This window comes from Pseudomonas sp. UME65 (assembly GCF_014170225.1).
Lineage (GTDB): Bacteria > Pseudomonadota > Gammaproteobacteria > Pseudomonadales > Pseudomonadaceae > Aquipseudomonas > Aquipseudomonas protegens.
This window is the reverse complement of record NZ_LZZQ01000011.1, coordinates 113,578-127,487: the sequence shown is the minus strand read 5'-3', so window position 1 is coordinate 127,487 and position 13,910 is coordinate 113,578. Positions and strand designations below refer to the sequence as shown.

The 13,910-nt window shown below is 63.6% G+C and carries 13 protein-coding genes; 9 read left to right on the top strand and 4 right to left on the bottom strand.

From position 1 onward, the window contains the following. The first annotated feature begins 51 nt into the window (after positions 1 to 51). The 6 genes from A9971_RS11615 (at position 52) to A9971_RS11590 (ending at position 3,478) form a co-directional block, all read left to right on the top strand. Entirely contained in the window at positions 52 to 528 is a 477-nt protein-coding gene (locus A9971_RS11615) for a DUF6392 family protein (protein WP_019095364.1), read from the top strand. 540 nt (positions 529 to 1,068) lie between these two features. Then, positions 1,069 to 1,647, top strand: a complete 579-nt coding sequence (locus tag A9971_RS11610) for a hypothetical protein (RefSeq protein ID WP_011058599.1) — start codon at positions 1,069 to 1,071, stop codon at positions 1,645 to 1,647. A 9-nt stretch (positions 1,648 to 1,656) separates the two neighbouring features. Then, positions 1,657 to 1,872 (top strand): helix-turn-helix transcriptional regulator, encoded by a 216-nt coding sequence (locus A9971_RS11605; protein ID WP_011058598.1) that lies wholly within the window; start codon positions 1,657 to 1,659, stop codon positions 1,870 to 1,872. Positions 1,873 to 1,947: 75 nt separating this feature from the next. Beyond that, the gene (locus tag A9971_RS11600; protein ID WP_047335383.1) at positions 1,948 to 2,619 is read left to right on the top strand and encodes a hypothetical protein; all 672 of its coding nucleotides are present in this window, start codon (positions 1,948 to 1,950) and stop codon (positions 2,617 to 2,619) included. 95 nt (positions 2,620 to 2,714) lie between these two features. After that, a complete protein-coding gene (locus A9971_RS11595; protein WP_011058596.1) occupies positions 2,715 to 3,152 on the top strand; it encodes an SMI1/KNR4 family protein in 438 nt (145 codons plus the stop codon). After that, positions 3,149 to 3,478 carry a hypothetical protein gene (locus tag A9971_RS11590; protein ID WP_220802970.1) on the top strand — a complete coding sequence of 110 codons (330 nt, stop codon included), beginning with the start codon at positions 3,149 to 3,151 and terminating at the stop codon, positions 3,476 to 3,478. Before A9971_RS11595 ends, A9971_RS11590 begins: the two co-directional genes overlap by 4 nt. A gap of 64 nt (positions 3,479 to 3,542) precedes the next feature. Here the strand turns inward: A9971_RS11590 and A9971_RS11585 are convergent, their stop codons facing one another. Both A9971_RS11585 and A9971_RS11580 read right to left on the bottom strand, forming a co-directional pair. Next, complete coding sequence (locus A9971_RS11585) at positions 3,543 to 4,880, bottom strand: aryl-sulfate sulfotransferase (protein ID WP_183000623.1); 1,338 nt, start codon at positions 4,878 to 4,880, stop codon at positions 3,543 to 3,545. A gap of 66 nt (positions 4,881 to 4,946) precedes the next feature. Next, positions 4,947 to 7,319, bottom strand: a complete 2,373-nt coding sequence (locus A9971_RS11580; protein WP_183000622.1) for a TonB-dependent receptor — start codon at positions 7,317 to 7,319, stop codon at positions 4,947 to 4,949. A 154-nt stretch (positions 7,320 to 7,473) separates the two neighbouring features. On the opposite strand from A9971_RS11580, the gene A9971_RS11575 reads away from it, so the two are divergent. Continuing rightward, positions 7,474 to 8,418 carry a LysR family transcriptional regulator gene (locus A9971_RS11575; RefSeq protein ID WP_047283431.1) on the top strand — a complete coding sequence of 315 codons (945 nt, stop codon included), beginning with the start codon at positions 7,474 to 7,476 and terminating at the stop codon, positions 8,416 to 8,418. Between the two features lie 233 nt (positions 8,419 to 8,651). Continuing rightward, the gene (locus A9971_RS11570; protein ID WP_015633721.1) at positions 8,652 to 10,268 is read left to right on the top strand and encodes an alkaline phosphatase family protein; all 1,617 of its coding nucleotides are present in this window, start codon (positions 8,652 to 8,654) and stop codon (positions 10,266 to 10,268) included. 158 nt (positions 10,269 to 10,426) lie between these two features. Here A9971_RS11570 and A9971_RS11565 read toward each other — a convergent pair whose 3' ends face one another. Then, positions 10,427 to 11,332: a TauD/TfdA family dioxygenase gene (locus A9971_RS11565; RefSeq protein WP_015633720.1), complete on the bottom strand. Its 906-nt coding sequence runs from the start codon at positions 11,330 to 11,332 to the stop codon at positions 10,427 to 10,429. 183 nt (positions 11,333 to 11,515) lie between these two features. Here A9971_RS11565 and A9971_RS11560 point away from each other — a divergent pair, with 183 nt between their 5' ends. Then, on the top strand, positions 11,516 to 12,436 hold the full coding sequence (locus A9971_RS11560; RefSeq protein WP_015633719.1) for a LysR family transcriptional regulator: 921 nt from the start codon (positions 11,516 to 11,518) through the stop codon (positions 12,434 to 12,436). Positions 12,437 to 12,596: 160 nt separating this feature from the next. Here A9971_RS11560 and A9971_RS11555 read toward each other — a convergent pair whose 3' ends face one another. Then, a complete protein-coding gene (locus tag A9971_RS11555) occupies positions 12,597 to 13,619 on the bottom strand; it encodes an ABC transporter substrate-binding protein (RefSeq protein ID WP_041115133.1) in 1,023 nt (340 codons plus the stop codon). Positions 13,620 to 13,910: the final 291 nt, after the last annotated feature.

The window sequence follows — 13,910 nt, the reverse complement described above, 5'->3', positions numbered from 1 at the left end:
ACGCCTCTCGCGACAACGGGCACACACTCAACTCAGGACACAGGAATAGCGATGGACGCTGCAACGATCGGCCGCTGGGTAAGCAGCCTGGGGCTCAGCCATGAAGAACTGATCGCCCGGGGAGAACGCATCGAGACCCCGACGGACAAGATCTACGATGAATTCGATTGGCTGACCGTGATCGTCGAGCCCGGCCTGATGCTGGACTTCTGGGAAGACAGCCTGGCCCTGGAAAAGGTATTGATCGAACTCATGCCCCTTGAACAGGGGCGCTCGTTCTACAGGGGCGAGCTGCCCGCCCCGTTCTCGCGCAGCATGACCCACGCCGATATCCGCGAGCTGCTGGGTACGCCCCTGCGATCGGGGGAGCGCAGGCCATCAGCAGATGGGCAATACACGCTCAACGCCTGGGAGAGCTACCGCCTGCCGGAGCACCTGCATCCCGGTGCGCGGGTTGGGTTCGTCTATAGCGCCGACCGGCAGATCAAGGTCCTGTCGTTCGACTTGCTGGAGCCGCAGCGCGACTGATTCGACCACACAGAGTGGCTCGTGGAAACTCGCGGCGATCCGCCAGGCATCAGAGGACCGGCGCGAGATCGCCAAGCAAGGCCCTGCGGTCCTTTTCGCAGCCTCGCAGGCTCGGCAGCGGCTACAGGAAACGTGAAGGACGACAGAGATAGGCCGGCAGGCAGGCCGCCGGCAGATTTTGATCTTGCTCTGGCTTTTGATCTTCCTGCCCCCTTAGACACGATGGCCAAACGCAGGCGAGGCACCGAGTGGAGGGGCAGGTGCCTTTGGTTACTTTGGGCTGGCCGGCATTCCGGGCTTCAAAGTGACTCGCTGCAAGAGCGAAACCATAAGTGGCCGTGACCGCAGCAATGGATAGGTACACCAATAAGACCCCAACCTCAGGTTTTACGGCCACTACGCGCCCGAGCGGGAACAAGCTCCCTCGCCACAGCATGATTCCTGGCCTGGAGTCGTGACGATTATTGAAAATAAATTATTGTAATTCGATAATTTTTTATCAATAATTTGCCACCCCCAAAGTTTTGCAAGGAATAACGCATGAACTCCCAAATCAACGGCTCGGCCCAGTACCGCTTACGACGGGTCGGCCTGCTGGCCGCGATCCTGGCCTGGGTCATGGGCGTGGTGGAGCTGGGCGGCAATGCCGGGCTCTGGATCTACAGCAAGGACCAGGTCCTGGGCGCCCTGCTCAGCGTATTTGCCGAACACTCGCCGCGCCTGCTGGAAGCCGACTTCAAGCTCTCGTCGCTGAGCTTCACCCTGCTGGTGATCCTCGACTTCCTGCCACTGTTGCTGTCGAGCTTCGCCCTGTACCTGACCGGCGTGTTCTTCCTGCGCCTGTCCCGTGGCGAAACCTGGAGCGATCGCAACATCCGCATCCTCTGGCGCGTGGGCATGCTGTGGATAGTCGCCCCGGCCACATTCCCGATGATGGAAACCCTGCAAGGCCTGGCCCTGTCCATCGACCTGCCGCCCGGCCAGCGCATCCTGCAGATTTCCGCGGGCTTCTCGTCCTACGCGGCCTACGAGGTGGTCAAAGGAATCTTGCTCTGCTCGTTTTCCATTATCATGCGCGACGCCAAAGTCCTCAGTGATGAGCACAGTCACTACATATAGAACAATGAGATGACCATTATCGTTCGGCTTGACGTTGTCATGGCTAAAAACAAGATTCGCTCGAAAGAGTTGGCCGCCATCCTGGGCATTACCGAGGCCAATCTGTCGTTGCTGAAAAATGGCAAGGTCAAGGGGATGAAAATCGAGACCCTGGACAAACTCTGCGCCGCACTCGACTGCCAGCCCGGCGACCTGCTGGAATATCAGGCCACCGAGCCCGCGTGACACCCCCGCGTTTGTTTGATCCGAGTCCCGATCGTTAAAGCCTTACCACTCCTCACGTTGCACATTGGCTTATTCATGACTCGCTACCTGCTCTGCCCGCTGCTTTTGCTCGCCTGTCTTTTGACCGGCTGCGCCAACAAACTCGAAGTGGCGATTGCCGCCACTCCGGCCCCGGACTACTACTTCGACCCTCAGGCCCCGGTGCTGGTAAGCATCAACGGAGCCAACGATGCCCACGGCCTCAACGCCAGCTACTACCTGCGCGACATGGTCGCCGCCCTGCATGGCATGGGTTTCAAGCAGGTCTACACCGATACGTCGCTGCCCAAGAACCATCCGCCGTTCCGAATGAACTTCACCCTCGACGTGGGCAGTGAAAAGGTCAGCTACCGCTACACCGCCACCGACTACGGCCAGGTGCCCAGCAGCACCAAGACGGTGTGCAAGCAGAGCACCCATAAAGACAAGAACCTGGTGTGCAACAGCACCCCGACCACCACCTGGGGCCCGGTGGGTTCCTCGGAGCGCACCGGCTACACCACCCTCAGTACCTTCAACATCAAGGCCAAGGACGAACAGAGCAGGCGCACGGTATTCCTGCTGCGGGCCTCGTCCTATAACGAGGACTGCCAGGACGCCAAGGTCGAGGATTTCCTGGTGCAGGAAAGCCTGGACAACCTGGACTTCCGCAACCGGGTGCAGCGCAAATACACCGTCACCCTGCCCGAAGGCCATAGCTGCAAATAAGCGCCTACCACGCACCGGGCGACACGCCTACAATCGCCCCTCGACGCCCGCCCGATCCTCCATCGGGCGGGCGCGGTCCCTCAACGACAAGGCGCATGTCGAGCATGACCCTGGATTGGAATGCCTGGGAAATAGAACCCGGATCTATCGTGGACGAACAGCTGATCGCCCAGGTGCAGCATCGCCTCGGCGTCGAGTTTCCGTCGCTGTACCTGGAGCTGGTGCAGTACGCCGAGGCCGCCACGCCGGGGATCGGCGGCTTCGCCTATGACGGCGGCTACACCTGCATCAGCGAGTTCTTCGAATTCGGCCTGAGCAGCCAGCCCTGGACCCTGCTCTGGTACGCCAGCCCTGGCCGTGTGCCGGGGCTCGCCGCAGGCTGCCTGCCGATTGCCCGGGATGCCGGCGGCCTGCTGATCTGCCTGGACTTCAACAGCCCGGCCGTGGCGGTGGAAATCTTCGACCCCGAGAGCGCCAGCCGTTACCCGGTGGCCGCCGATTTCAAGGCCTTTGTCGAGCTGTGGCAGCCATGAAGTGGATAGTCGTGCCCACCAGCAAAGACGCCCAGCAACGCCTGGACCTGGACCAGTGCCTGCCAGGAGACCTGGAGGAACTGGCGCTGTCCCCGGAGCAGTGGGCAGCCCTGTCCCGCAGCGACCTGCTGCCCAGCTTGAACCGTGCCCTGGGCACTCTGATCGATGACTACGAGGACGCGTCGATCCAGGGCCAGGCCGCCCTGGCCACGGCCCTGTCGATCCTGACCCGGGCCGCTACGGCGCAAGACAAACTGCTCCCCAAGCTGATCGCCTTGAATCGACTGGCCCTGGAACGCGACACCGGCCTGTTTTTCTACTTCTGAAGCCATCCCCAGGGCTGCTCCCGCACCTGATTTGTGGCGAGGCCGCCCGCCCCCGGGAACCTGCTCAAATCCCCGCCTGTTTGAGCCCCGAGCCCGGCACGCTCACTGCCGTTTCCGAACGTGGCGTGCCCTGGGGCACCCAGTCGTAACTCACCGGCAGAGCCCGGTACACCCAGTTGCTGATGGCCTCGCTGCCCGGTGCCTTGCCCAGATAGGGGCTGACGTATTCCCAGACGATTTCACCGCCGGCCGTCACCTGGAAGAAGCGCCCGTTCATGCCTTCATCGATCAGGGTGTTGCCGTTGGGCAGGCGCCGCGCACTGCTGATGAACGAGCTGTAGAAAGCCCAGCCCGGCTGCCGGGAACTGGCGGCGCTGTACTGCCAGACGATCTGGTTCTTGATCGGGTCGATCTCCAGCACCCGGGAGCCGGCGATCAGCCCCAGGGGCACCGAGGGGTAACCGGCGGTGCCCTGGTTGTCGAACACCAGCAGATGCCCGGCCCCTGGCAAGCCGGCGGGAATGATGTGGGCGTCATGCTGGCCGACGAACTGGTCCACCGGGCGCGGCACCTTGGCGGCGGTCTTCGGGTTGATCGGCGACAGGTTCGGCCCCAGGCGCCAGACCACCTTGCCGCTGTGCTTGTCGAGGATGGCGATGAAGTTGGCGTTGCGCGAGTCGATCAGCAGGTTGTCCGGGGCGAAGCGTTTATCACCGGCGTCGAACCACTGGTTGGGGCCCACCACGCTGAGGTTGTTGATGTGCAGGTAGTCCGGGTTGTCGGTGCCGTACACCAGCTTCAGTTGCGCCGGGGTAAAGCCGAATTCCTTGAGGTGTTCGGAGGCCAGCCACTGCCATTTGACCTGGCCCTCGGGGCTGACTTCATAGATCGCGTCGTCGATCACCTGGGGCACCTTGAACCCCGCCACCTTGTGCACCTTGTTGGCCAGCACCAGGGTGTTGCCGTTGCTCAGCCGGCGCTGGTCATGATGCTGCTGGGCCGCACCGCCCGGGGCCTGGTCGCCCCACTGCCAGACCAGCTTGCCGTTCCAGTCCAGCTCGCCGACGCTCTGGTTGCCCAGGCCGTTGCCCGCCGAACCCAGGGGCCCGGGCTCCTTGTCCTTGAGCTGCAACAGCACCCGGCCACGCTCGCCGCCCACCAGTTGCGGGTCGATGATGGCCGAGGGGAAACCGGCCTGGGGCCAGTTCTTCACTTCGTTGCCATTCATGTCGATCAGGTGGGTCTGCTTATCGGCACCACTGAAGATCACGTACTGGTTATAGGCCCTGGCCGGGTCGTAGCGAGTGACGCCGGTGGGGTAGACGCTGGGCGCGGCCTGCACCGCCGAGGCCAGCAGGGCGGTGGACAGCAGCAGGGGCAAAGCAGTGGTGAGGCGCAACATGACAAGCACTCCTGTTCAAGTCGAAAGGCGCCGGAGAACCCGGCGCAAGGTGCGAAAAGCCGGGTATCAGAAATCGTAGCGACCGGTCACGCCCAAGGTCCGCGGGGTGCCCAGCAGGCCTTCGTAACCGCCGTTGCCGCCGGTCCAGAGGGTGGTGTAGTAGGTCTTGTCGAAGGCGTTCTTCAGCCACAGCGAAACGTCCCACTGGCCCTGCTCGTAGTTGCCGCGCAAGCCGGTGGAAAGGTTGACCACGGCGTAGCTGGGGATCTGCCCGTACTCGGAATCCTCCACGGTGCCCACCGCCTTGGAACGGAACGCATAGCTGGCGGTGACGTACTCTTCCAGGCCGTTGTCCAGGTTCCACTTGTATTCGCCGTTGGCGTTGCCGATCCATTTTGAGGCGCCCACTACCTGGTGGCCGCTGAGATCGCACGAGGCCGGAGCACCGGGGCGCAGGCTGACTTCCGGCGGGCACGGTGCATCCTTGTAGGAGAGGTAGCGCACGTCGTTGTAGGAACCGTTGATGTTCAGGGTCAGGCCACGGATCGGCACCAGGGTGCTTTCCACTTCAACCCCGCGCGAGCGCACCGAACCGGCGTTGGTCAGGTACTGCACGCGGTTGGCGTCGTCGTAGGCGTTGGTCTGGTAGCCGTTGACCTGGGTCCAGAACAGGTTGGCGTTGAGTTGCAGGCGGCGGTCCCACAGGGTGCTCTTGAAACCCAGCTCGGCGTTGTTGGCGCGCTCGGTGCCGATCAGCAGCGAATCGGCCCCGGCGGTAGGCGCCGACCCCACCGTCAGGTTGACCCCACCGGACTTCTCGCCGTGGGACAGGGTGGCGTAGCCCAGCAGGTCGTCGGTGATGCGGTAGCTGAGGTTGAGCAGGCCCGAGGGGCTGGTGCTGTACTGATTGAGGTCGCCGGAGTCATAGGCTCCGGTGCGCCCGCGCCGCGCGTTGGCGGCGGCGCCGGCCACCGCCACGCCGCCCACCGGGGCGTTGCGGGTCACCCAGGCGCTTTTCTCCTCGTAGGTGCCGCGCAGGCCGGCGGTGAAATCCAGGCGCTCGGTGAGGTGCCAGGTGCCCTGGGCAAACAGGGCGAAACTGTTGGTCTGGATATGCCCGTTGCCGATGCTGGTGACGTTGCTCAGGGCGCCGGCCGGGGTGCCATTCCAGATGTCCGCCTTGGGCCCGTAATAGGCGAAGGATTTGTTGTCCAGGTCGGAGCCGAAGTAGTAGGCGCCCAGCACGTAGTCGAAGAAGCCGCCGGTGGGCGAGGCCAGGCGAAATTCCTGGGACCACTGCTTGTCTTGCACCGAAACCCCGGCGTTGTAGCTGGCCGGAACGTTGAGGCCATCGTCGTTGCGCGGGGTGAAATTCCACCAGCGGTAGGAGCTGACCGAGGTCAGGGTGAAGTCGCTGGGCAGGGTCCAGTTGGCCTCAAGCGAAGTGCCGCCCTGGAACACCGTCACGTGCTGGTCGTTGTCCAGGTTGACCTTGCGGTGCGAACCATTGACCAGGGTCGCGCCGGCCGCCGCCGCGCGCGACTCGTAGACATTGGTGCCGTTGATGGTCGGCCCGGTGCTGTACAGCACTCGGGTGCCGGCGCTGGAATCCTCTTCGTTGTAGTCGCCGATCCAGCGCAGGTTGAAGCTCTCATTGGGCTTGTACAGCAACTGCCCGCGAAAGCCCTGGCGTGATCCGCCGTTGAGGTCATGGCCGTCGAATTCGTTCTTGATGTCGCCGTCGCTGCGGGTGCGATAGGCGGAAAAACGCCCCGCCAGCTCATCGGTCAGCGGCCCGGAAATCGTGCCCTTGGTCTGGAAGTATCCATCCTCGCCGAGGGAGGTTTCGATGCTGCGCTCCGGGGTGAAGCTCGGCGCCCGGGTGCTGATGTTGATCACCCCGGCGGTGGTGTTCTTGCCGAACAGGGTGCCCTGGGGGCCGCGCAGCACTTCCAGCTGCTCGATGTCCATCAGGTCGAACACCGCCATCCCCGGCCTTCCGAGGTAGACGTTGTCGATGTACAGCCCGACGCTGCCTTCCAGGCCGTCGCTGGCCGGGTTGTTGCCCAGGCCACGGATCGACACGCTGGACTGGCGCGCATGCATGTAGGCGACGTTGACGCTGGGCACCAGTTGCTGCAGATCCTGGATGCGGTACACCCGCTGGCTCTCCAGGGCCTGGCCGCTGACCACGCTCATGGGGGTGGGCACGCTCTGGGAGCTTTCCTCGCGTCGACGGGCAGTGACGGTCACCGTCTGCAACTGGCCATCATCGGCCTTGGCCTTGCTGGCACTGCTCTTGGCCGGGGTGGCTTGCGGCGCCGGGGCCTCTTCGGCCCAGGTCGGTGTCCAACTGGCACTGCCGGCCAGCAACAGCGCCAGGGGCAGGCGCTTGAGCCGCCGGGGCGAGAGGGGTGAAGCGAGGGACAACGGGCTCATGGGCGGCTCCTGGTCAGAAAATATACAGCCTTGTATATTCCTTAAAGTTATTTATTTATGTTTTTACAAAGATTTACTGCATAAGAGATTGCCTTTATAAGGAGTCGACCTAATGCATAGCCAATGCATTTCCCCGATATTTTTTATGTGAAAAATGCATATCGACCTGCGCCAGCTCCGCCACTTCATCGCCCTCGCCGAACAGCGCAGCTTTGTCGCGGCCGCAGCGGCGGTGAACCTCTCGCAATCGGCCTTCAGCCGCAGCATCCAGGCCCTGGAACACAGCGTCGGCTGCCAGCTGGTGGATCGCGGGCGCAAGGACCTGGCGCCGACCAAGCAGGGCCAGTTGCTGCTGGAGCACGCGCGCCGGCTGGTCAGCGGCGCCCAGCAGATGGCCAACGAGATCAGCCAGTTCAATGGGCTGGAAGCGGGAGAGTTGCGCTTCGGCTGTGGCCCGGCGCCAGCCGCCGGGCTGATCCCCCGGGCCATCGGCAGCTTTATCGGGCGTTACCCCAAGGCCCGGGTGCAGTTCCAGGTGGATGACTGGCAAAGCCTGAGCAAGCGCCTGCTCAGCGAAGAGTTCGAATTCTTCGTTGCCGACACCCGGCACTTCGAGGCCGATCCGGACTACCTGACCCAGCGCCTGCGCCCGCGCAAATGGCATTTCTGCTGCCGCGCCGGGCACCCCCTGGCCCAGCGCGAAAGTGTCAGCGCCAGCGAACTGATGAGCTACCCACTGGCGGTGACCATCCGCCCGCCCAACCTGCGCAAGGTCATTGTCGATCTGAGCGGCAAGCCGGACTTCACGCCCAATGTGGAATGCGAAAACAGCTACAGCCTGCTGGGGGTGGTCATGCGCTCGGACGCCATCGGCATCGTCGGTTCCTACAGCGACGCGTTGCACAACGCCAAGGGCGAGCTGGTGTGCCTGAAGATCGACGGCCTGGCCGACGACCTGGAAGAGCTCTACACCCGCTACGGCATCGTCAGCCGCGCCGGCTATCGCCTGTCGCCTTTGGCCGCGGCGATGATCGACGAGATCAAGCGCATCGACGAACAGGACGAAGAGGTATGCAACCTGGACAACCTCGCCGTGTGAACTGCCCCCACCCGTAGGAGCCGGCTTGCCGGCGAAGAGGCCCTTGAACCTTGCAGCGCGCTCGAGGGCGCCTTCGCTGGCAAGCCAGCTCCTACAAGACCCTGCCGTCCGCACACGACGTGGGGGGCCGGTCGGCATTGCATGAAACGCATCGAAACTATTCGGCAAATGCGCTTGCCGGAAGCCCCCGCCGGAGGCGAAAAACCTCGCCTGTCTTCCCCTCGGTGAACCCCATGTCCAATACCCATCCGCCCGTGCGCAACGTGCTCTACATCATGTGCGACCAGCTGCGCCGGGATTACCTCTCGTGCTACGGCCACCCGCACCTGCATACCCCGAACATCGACCGCCTGGCCGCCGCCGGGGTGCGCTTCAGCCGCGCCTACACCCAGGGCACCATCTGCGGCCCGTCGCGCATGTCGGCCTACACCGGGCGCTACGTCAGCAGCCACCAGGTGGCCTGGAACGCCGTGCCCCTGCCCCTTGAAGAACTGACCCTGGGGGACTACCTGCGACCCCACGGCATCCGCACCGCGCTGGTGGGCAAGACCCACGCCACGCCCAACCTCGACGCCCTGCAACGCCTGGCCATCGACCCCGGGAGTGCCCAGGCCGAGGTGCTCAACGAAGTCGGCTTCGAGCCCTATTTCCGCCATGACGGCATCTACCCCGACGACCCGGTATTCGACGACAAGCGCGAGTCGGCGCCCTACACACACTACCTGCGCGACCTCGGCTACCAAGGGCGCAACCCCTGGCACGACTGGGCCAACGCCGGGGCCGGCGAGCAGGGAGAAATCCGCAGCGGCTGGAAAATGCGCAACGCCCACCTGCCGGCCCGGGTCGCGCAAGAGCATTCGGAAACCGTCTACACCACCGACCGCGCCATCGACTTCATCAGCGAACAAGGCGAGCAGCCCTGGTGCCTGCACCTGTCCTACATCAAACCGCACTGGCCCTATATCGCGCCTGCCCCGTACCACGCCCTGTATGGCCCGGAGCAGGTGATCCCGGCGGTGCGCGCCGCGCCAGGGCAGCTCAGCGATCACCCGGTCTACGCCGCCTTCCGCCAGCATGAAGAAAGCCTGAATTTTTCCCGGGATGAGGTGCGCCTGAACGTGGTGCCCACCTACATGGGCCTGATCAAGCAGGTGGATGACCAGCTCGGCCGGCTGTTTGACTTCCTGCAGAGCAACGGCCGCTGGGACGACACCCTGATCGTCTTCACCAGCGACCACGGCGACTTCCTTGGCGACCACTACCTGGGGGAAAAGGAATTTCTGCTGGAACCGGCGGTGGGCGTGCCGTTGATCGTCCGCGACCCGCGCACGGCGGCAGACAGCAGCCGCGGCACCGTGGACGAACGCCTGGTGGAAACCATCGACGCCCTGCCGACCTTTCTCGAGGCCCTGGGCCTGCCGGGGGCCGAGCATCGCCTGGAAGGCCGCTCGCTGATCCCCCTGCTGCACGGCGCCGAACCGGCCTGGCGCCGCTACGCCATCAGCGAATACGACTACGCCTTCCAGGCCCCGGCGCGAGAGCGCCTGGGCCAGCCCATCGACCGCTGCCGCATGACCATGGTGCGCAGCGAGCGCTGGAAGTACCTGGCCTACGATGGCTTGCGCCCGCAGTTGTTCGACCTGCACAACGACCCCCAGGAGTTGCACGACCTGGGGACCGATCCGGCCTATGCCGCGGTGCGCGAAGAACACCTGGGATATGTGCTGGAATGGCTGCGCGGCCTGAAACGCCGTACCACCATCAGCCATCAAGAAATCGACCTGCGCGGCCAGCGTTTTCGCTACGGCGAGCCGGAAAGCGAAAAGCTGGTACAGATCGGCGTGTGGTAACCCCCACCCGTACCTGCACCTTCCCCCGTAGGAGCCGGCTTGCCGGCGAAGAGGCCCTTGGACCTTGCAGCGCTCTCGAGGGCGCCTTCGCTGGCAAGCCAGCTCCTACAGTGGGCAGGTTCATCGGGTAAATGCCCGTAGGGGCTTGAGGGGGCGGGTCAGAGGCCTTTGGTGGTCTGGCTGCGCTGGCCGTGGACGCCCACCGGGACGTCGCCCTTGAGGGTCACGCGGCGCACGATGCGGTCCTGGGTGCCGTAGTCGTCCACGGCATAGTGCTGGGTCGAGCGGTTGTCCCAGATCGCCACGTCCCCTGCGCTCCAGCGCCAGCGCACGGTGTTTTCCAGACGGGTGACGTGGCTTTGCAGCAAGCCGAACAGATGCGCCGAGTCCGCCTGGGAATAGCCCTTGATGCGCTTCACGAAGTGCCCCAGTACCAGGCTCTTTTCACCGCTCTCGGGGTGCACGCGAACGATCGGGTGCTCGGTCTCGAACACCGTGGAGGTGAACACCTTGCGGTAACGCTCCAGCTTCTCCGCCGAAACGTCCGGCTTGGCCCCGGCGTAGTCGTATTCATTGCTGTGCACCGCCCAGAGCTTGTCCGCCAGCTCCCGCAGTTCCGCCGACAGTTCGTTGTAGGCCGTGGCGGTGTTGGCCCAGACGGTGTCGCCACCGGAGGCCGGGGCCACCACCGAGCGCAGGATCGAGGCCTTGGGGTAGGCGTCGACGAAGGTCACGTCGGTGTGCCAGGAGTTGGCCCGCTGGCCCTCGGCACCGTCCAGTTCCAGCAGGTAGCGGGTGCCGTCGCGTACCGGCACGGTGGGGTGGGCCACCGGTTCGCCCAGCAGGTGCGAGAAGGCTTCCTGGCTCTGGTCGTCGAGGTGGGTCTGGCCACGGAAGAAAATCACCTTGTACTGCACCAGCGCTTGCTGGATCGCTTCCACGGTGGCGGCGTCGAGATCGCCGGACAGTTGCACGCCACGGATCTCGGCGCCGATACGGCCGGCCACCGGGTGAATATCAAGGGCATGAACAGCAGGTTGAACGGCTAAGGCGGCATTGCTCATCAGGTACACCCTCATCGGACTGCTTACAGTGGAACCGCCGCGAAACAACGCTCTATCTATATTCAATTTAGATCTAATAGATAACTACATGCTTCGTTGACGGAATAAGAGCTTGCATTTAAAACCTCATTCCTCACTCGTCGCAAATGCCTTCGAGCTATTTTTCGGATGCCGGGAAAGCATATGGATCTTCGCCAATTGCGTTACTTCATCGCCCTCAATGAACACCGCAGTTTTGTCCGCGCCGCCGACGCCATGGGTATCACGCAGCCGGCCTTCAGCCGCAGTATCCAGGGCCTGGAACAGGAGTTCGGCTGCGTGCTGGTGGACCGCGGCAACAAGGATCTGCGCCCCACCCCGGAAGGCCAGGTGGTGCTGCAGCACGCCTTGAGCCTGGTGCAGGGGGCGGCCTTGCTCAGCAGCGAAGTGACCCAGATGACCAAGCTCGACGCCGGCGAAGTGCGCTTCGGCTGCGGCCCGGCCCCGGCGGTGAAGTTGGTGCCCGATGCGGTGGCGCAATTCACCAGTGCCCACCCGAAGGTGCGCACCTGCTTTGCCGTGGATAACTGGGAAAAACTCAGCCGCAGCCTGAACCGCGAAGAGATCGAATTCTTTATTGCCGATATCCGCCATTTCGAAGCCGACCCGAACTACCAGACCCAGCCCCTGACGCCCAAGCGCGGGGTGTTCTTCTGCCGCCCCGGGCACCCGCTGCTGGCCAAGGAGAGCCTGTCCACCAACGACATGTTCGATTACCCCCTGGCCACCACCCTGATCCCCCCGGGGATTCGCAAGCTGCTGGCCAACCTCAGCGGACGCATCGATTTTTCCCCGACCATCGAGACCGAGCACTTTCCGGCGCTGGTGAAGATCGTCCGCCAGTCCAATGCCATCGGCGTGGGCACCGCCGAGGCCTTTGCCGAAGACATCGCCCAGGGTTCGCTGGCGCTGCTGCACTGGCGCAACCTGCCGCAGAACATCGACAGCCTGAATGCCCGTTGCGGCATCGTCAGCCGCAGCGGTTTTCGCCTGTCGCCGGCGGCGCGCAAGATGATCGAAGTGCTGGTGGCGGTGGATCGGCAGGGGCACGCCATCGCCGTGTAGAACAGCTTCGCCGGCAAGCCGGCTCCTACAAGATCCCGCACGATATCCCCGTCGACCGTAGGAGCTGGCTTGCCAGCGAAGAGGCCCTCAAGACCGCCCTCGCCGACAAGCCGGCTCCAGGGTTACGCAAGAGCCGGCTTGCCGGCGAATGGTGCCGACCTCAAAGACCGGCAGCGGCCAACTGCGGCGCTACCCAGGCATCCACCTTGAACGGCTTGCGAATCAAGCGTTCCTTGGCCGCCAGGTCTACCGAATCCTGCAGTTTGCCGAGGAACACCGGGTCCAGGGTCGAGGGGAAGATCTCGCTCAGGCGCTGGTCCTTGAGGTCATCCTGCAAGATCACCGGCGGGTAGCTGGCCAGCCCCGAAACCAGCTGGATGTAGGCTTCCTTGTTGCTGTCCTGGGTCAGCCACTCTACGGCCTGCTGCTGGGCCTTAAGCAGTTTTGCCACGGCCTCGGGATGTTCGTCGACAAACTTGCCGGCGCCCACCAGCACGCTCTGCACGCTGCCGGCGCCGCCCAGGTCCTTGGTGCTCAGGGGCAGTTCGGCCAGGCCTTTGCTGCGCAGGGCCGAGAGCCCGGTGCTGCCCCAGGAGGCGTCGATCTGCTTGGCCGCCAATGCAGCCACCGCCGCGTTGAAGTCAAGGTTGACCACCTTCAGGTCCTTCTCGCTCAGGCCCCGGCTGGCCAGGGCCGCGTCGAACGACAGCTGGGTGGCGGTGCCACGGAACACCGCTACGCGCTTGCCCTTGAGGTCTTCCAGGGTCTTGATCCCCGAACCCGGCACCACCCCCAGATAGTGCTTGACCCCACGGGCCGAGGCGCTGAGCAGGCGGGTATCCAGGCCGTTGGACTTGCCGATGATGGCGGCCAGGTCCCCCAGGTACGCCAGGTCCACCTGGCCGTTGGCGAAGGCCTCGTTGATCACCGGGCCTGCGCCCTTGAAGAAATTCCACTGGATCTTGATGCCCTGGTCGGCGAAGGCCTTTTCAAAGATCTGTTGCTGGCGCAGCACATCCACCACCCCACCGCCGCTGTGCTGGGTGCCGGCACTGAGGTCGGGCACGGCAATGCGGATTTCCTTGAGTTCGTCGGCCTGGGCCAGCAGCGGCAGGCAGCCCAGGAGCCCCGCCAGGGCCGGGGCGGCGAACAGGCTGATGACGCGTTTGAAGGGAAGGTTCATGGGTGCGGCTCCTGGTGGCAAAGGCTGAGAGGAGCAAAAGGTAGGCACGGAATCGTTCAACATTTAAATACTATAAATTCACATTTTAATAACTATATCGAATAAATCAGCTGCCACGGGCGTCCCCGGGGATATGCATGAAATGCATGAAAAATATTCTTCAAATGCATTGGATGCGTGTCGGCGAGAAGCCTTAAATGGCCTTTCTTATCTCTTAATAGAATCGATAAGAATTTTAATAGACCACAAATGCATAACACGTAGAAACCGCCTTGCCAGCGAACAGACCCT

Coding starts and splice junctions, on each gene's coding strand:
- A9971_RS11565 (WP_015633720.1), bottom strand. CDS start 11,332: ATGAGCAATGCCGCCTTAGCCGTTCAACCTGCTGTTCATGCCCTTGAT.
- A9971_RS11570 (WP_015633721.1), top strand. CDS start 8,652: ATGTCCAATACCCATCCGCCCGTGCGCAACGTGCTCTACATCATGTGC.
- A9971_RS11605 (WP_011058598.1), top strand. CDS start 1,657: ATGACCATTATCGTTCGGCTTGACGTTGTCATGGCTAAAAACAAGATT.
- A9971_RS11615 (WP_019095364.1), top strand. CDS start 52: ATGGACGCTGCAACGATCGGCCGCTGGGTAAGCAGCCTGGGGCTCAGC.
- A9971_RS11560 (WP_015633719.1), top strand. CDS start 11,516: ATGGATCTTCGCCAATTGCGTTACTTCATCGCCCTCAATGAACACCGC.
- A9971_RS11595 (WP_011058596.1), top strand. CDS start 2,715: ATGTCGAGCATGACCCTGGATTGGAATGCCTGGGAAATAGAACCCGGA.
- A9971_RS11610 (WP_011058599.1), top strand. CDS start 1,069: ATGAACTCCCAAATCAACGGCTCGGCCCAGTACCGCTTACGACGGGTC.
- A9971_RS11585 (WP_183000623.1), bottom strand. CDS start 4,880: ATGTTGCGCCTCACCACTGCTTTGCCCCTGCTGCTGTCCACCGCCCTG.
- A9971_RS11555 (WP_041115133.1), bottom strand. CDS start 13,619: ATGAACCTTCCCTTCAAACGCGTCATCAGCCTGTTCGCCGCCCCGGCC.
- A9971_RS11590 (WP_220802970.1), top strand. CDS start 3,149: ATGAAGTGGATAGTCGTGCCCACCAGCAAAGACGCCCAGCAACGCCTG.
- A9971_RS11600 (WP_047335383.1), top strand. CDS start 1,948: ATGACTCGCTACCTGCTCTGCCCGCTGCTTTTGCTCGCCTGTCTTTTG.
- A9971_RS11575 (WP_047283431.1), top strand. CDS start 7,474: ATGCATATCGACCTGCGCCAGCTCCGCCACTTCATCGCCCTCGCCGAA.
- A9971_RS11580 (WP_183000622.1), bottom strand. CDS start 7,319: ATGAGCCCGTTGTCCCTCGCTTCACCCCTCTCGCCCCGGCGGCTCAAG.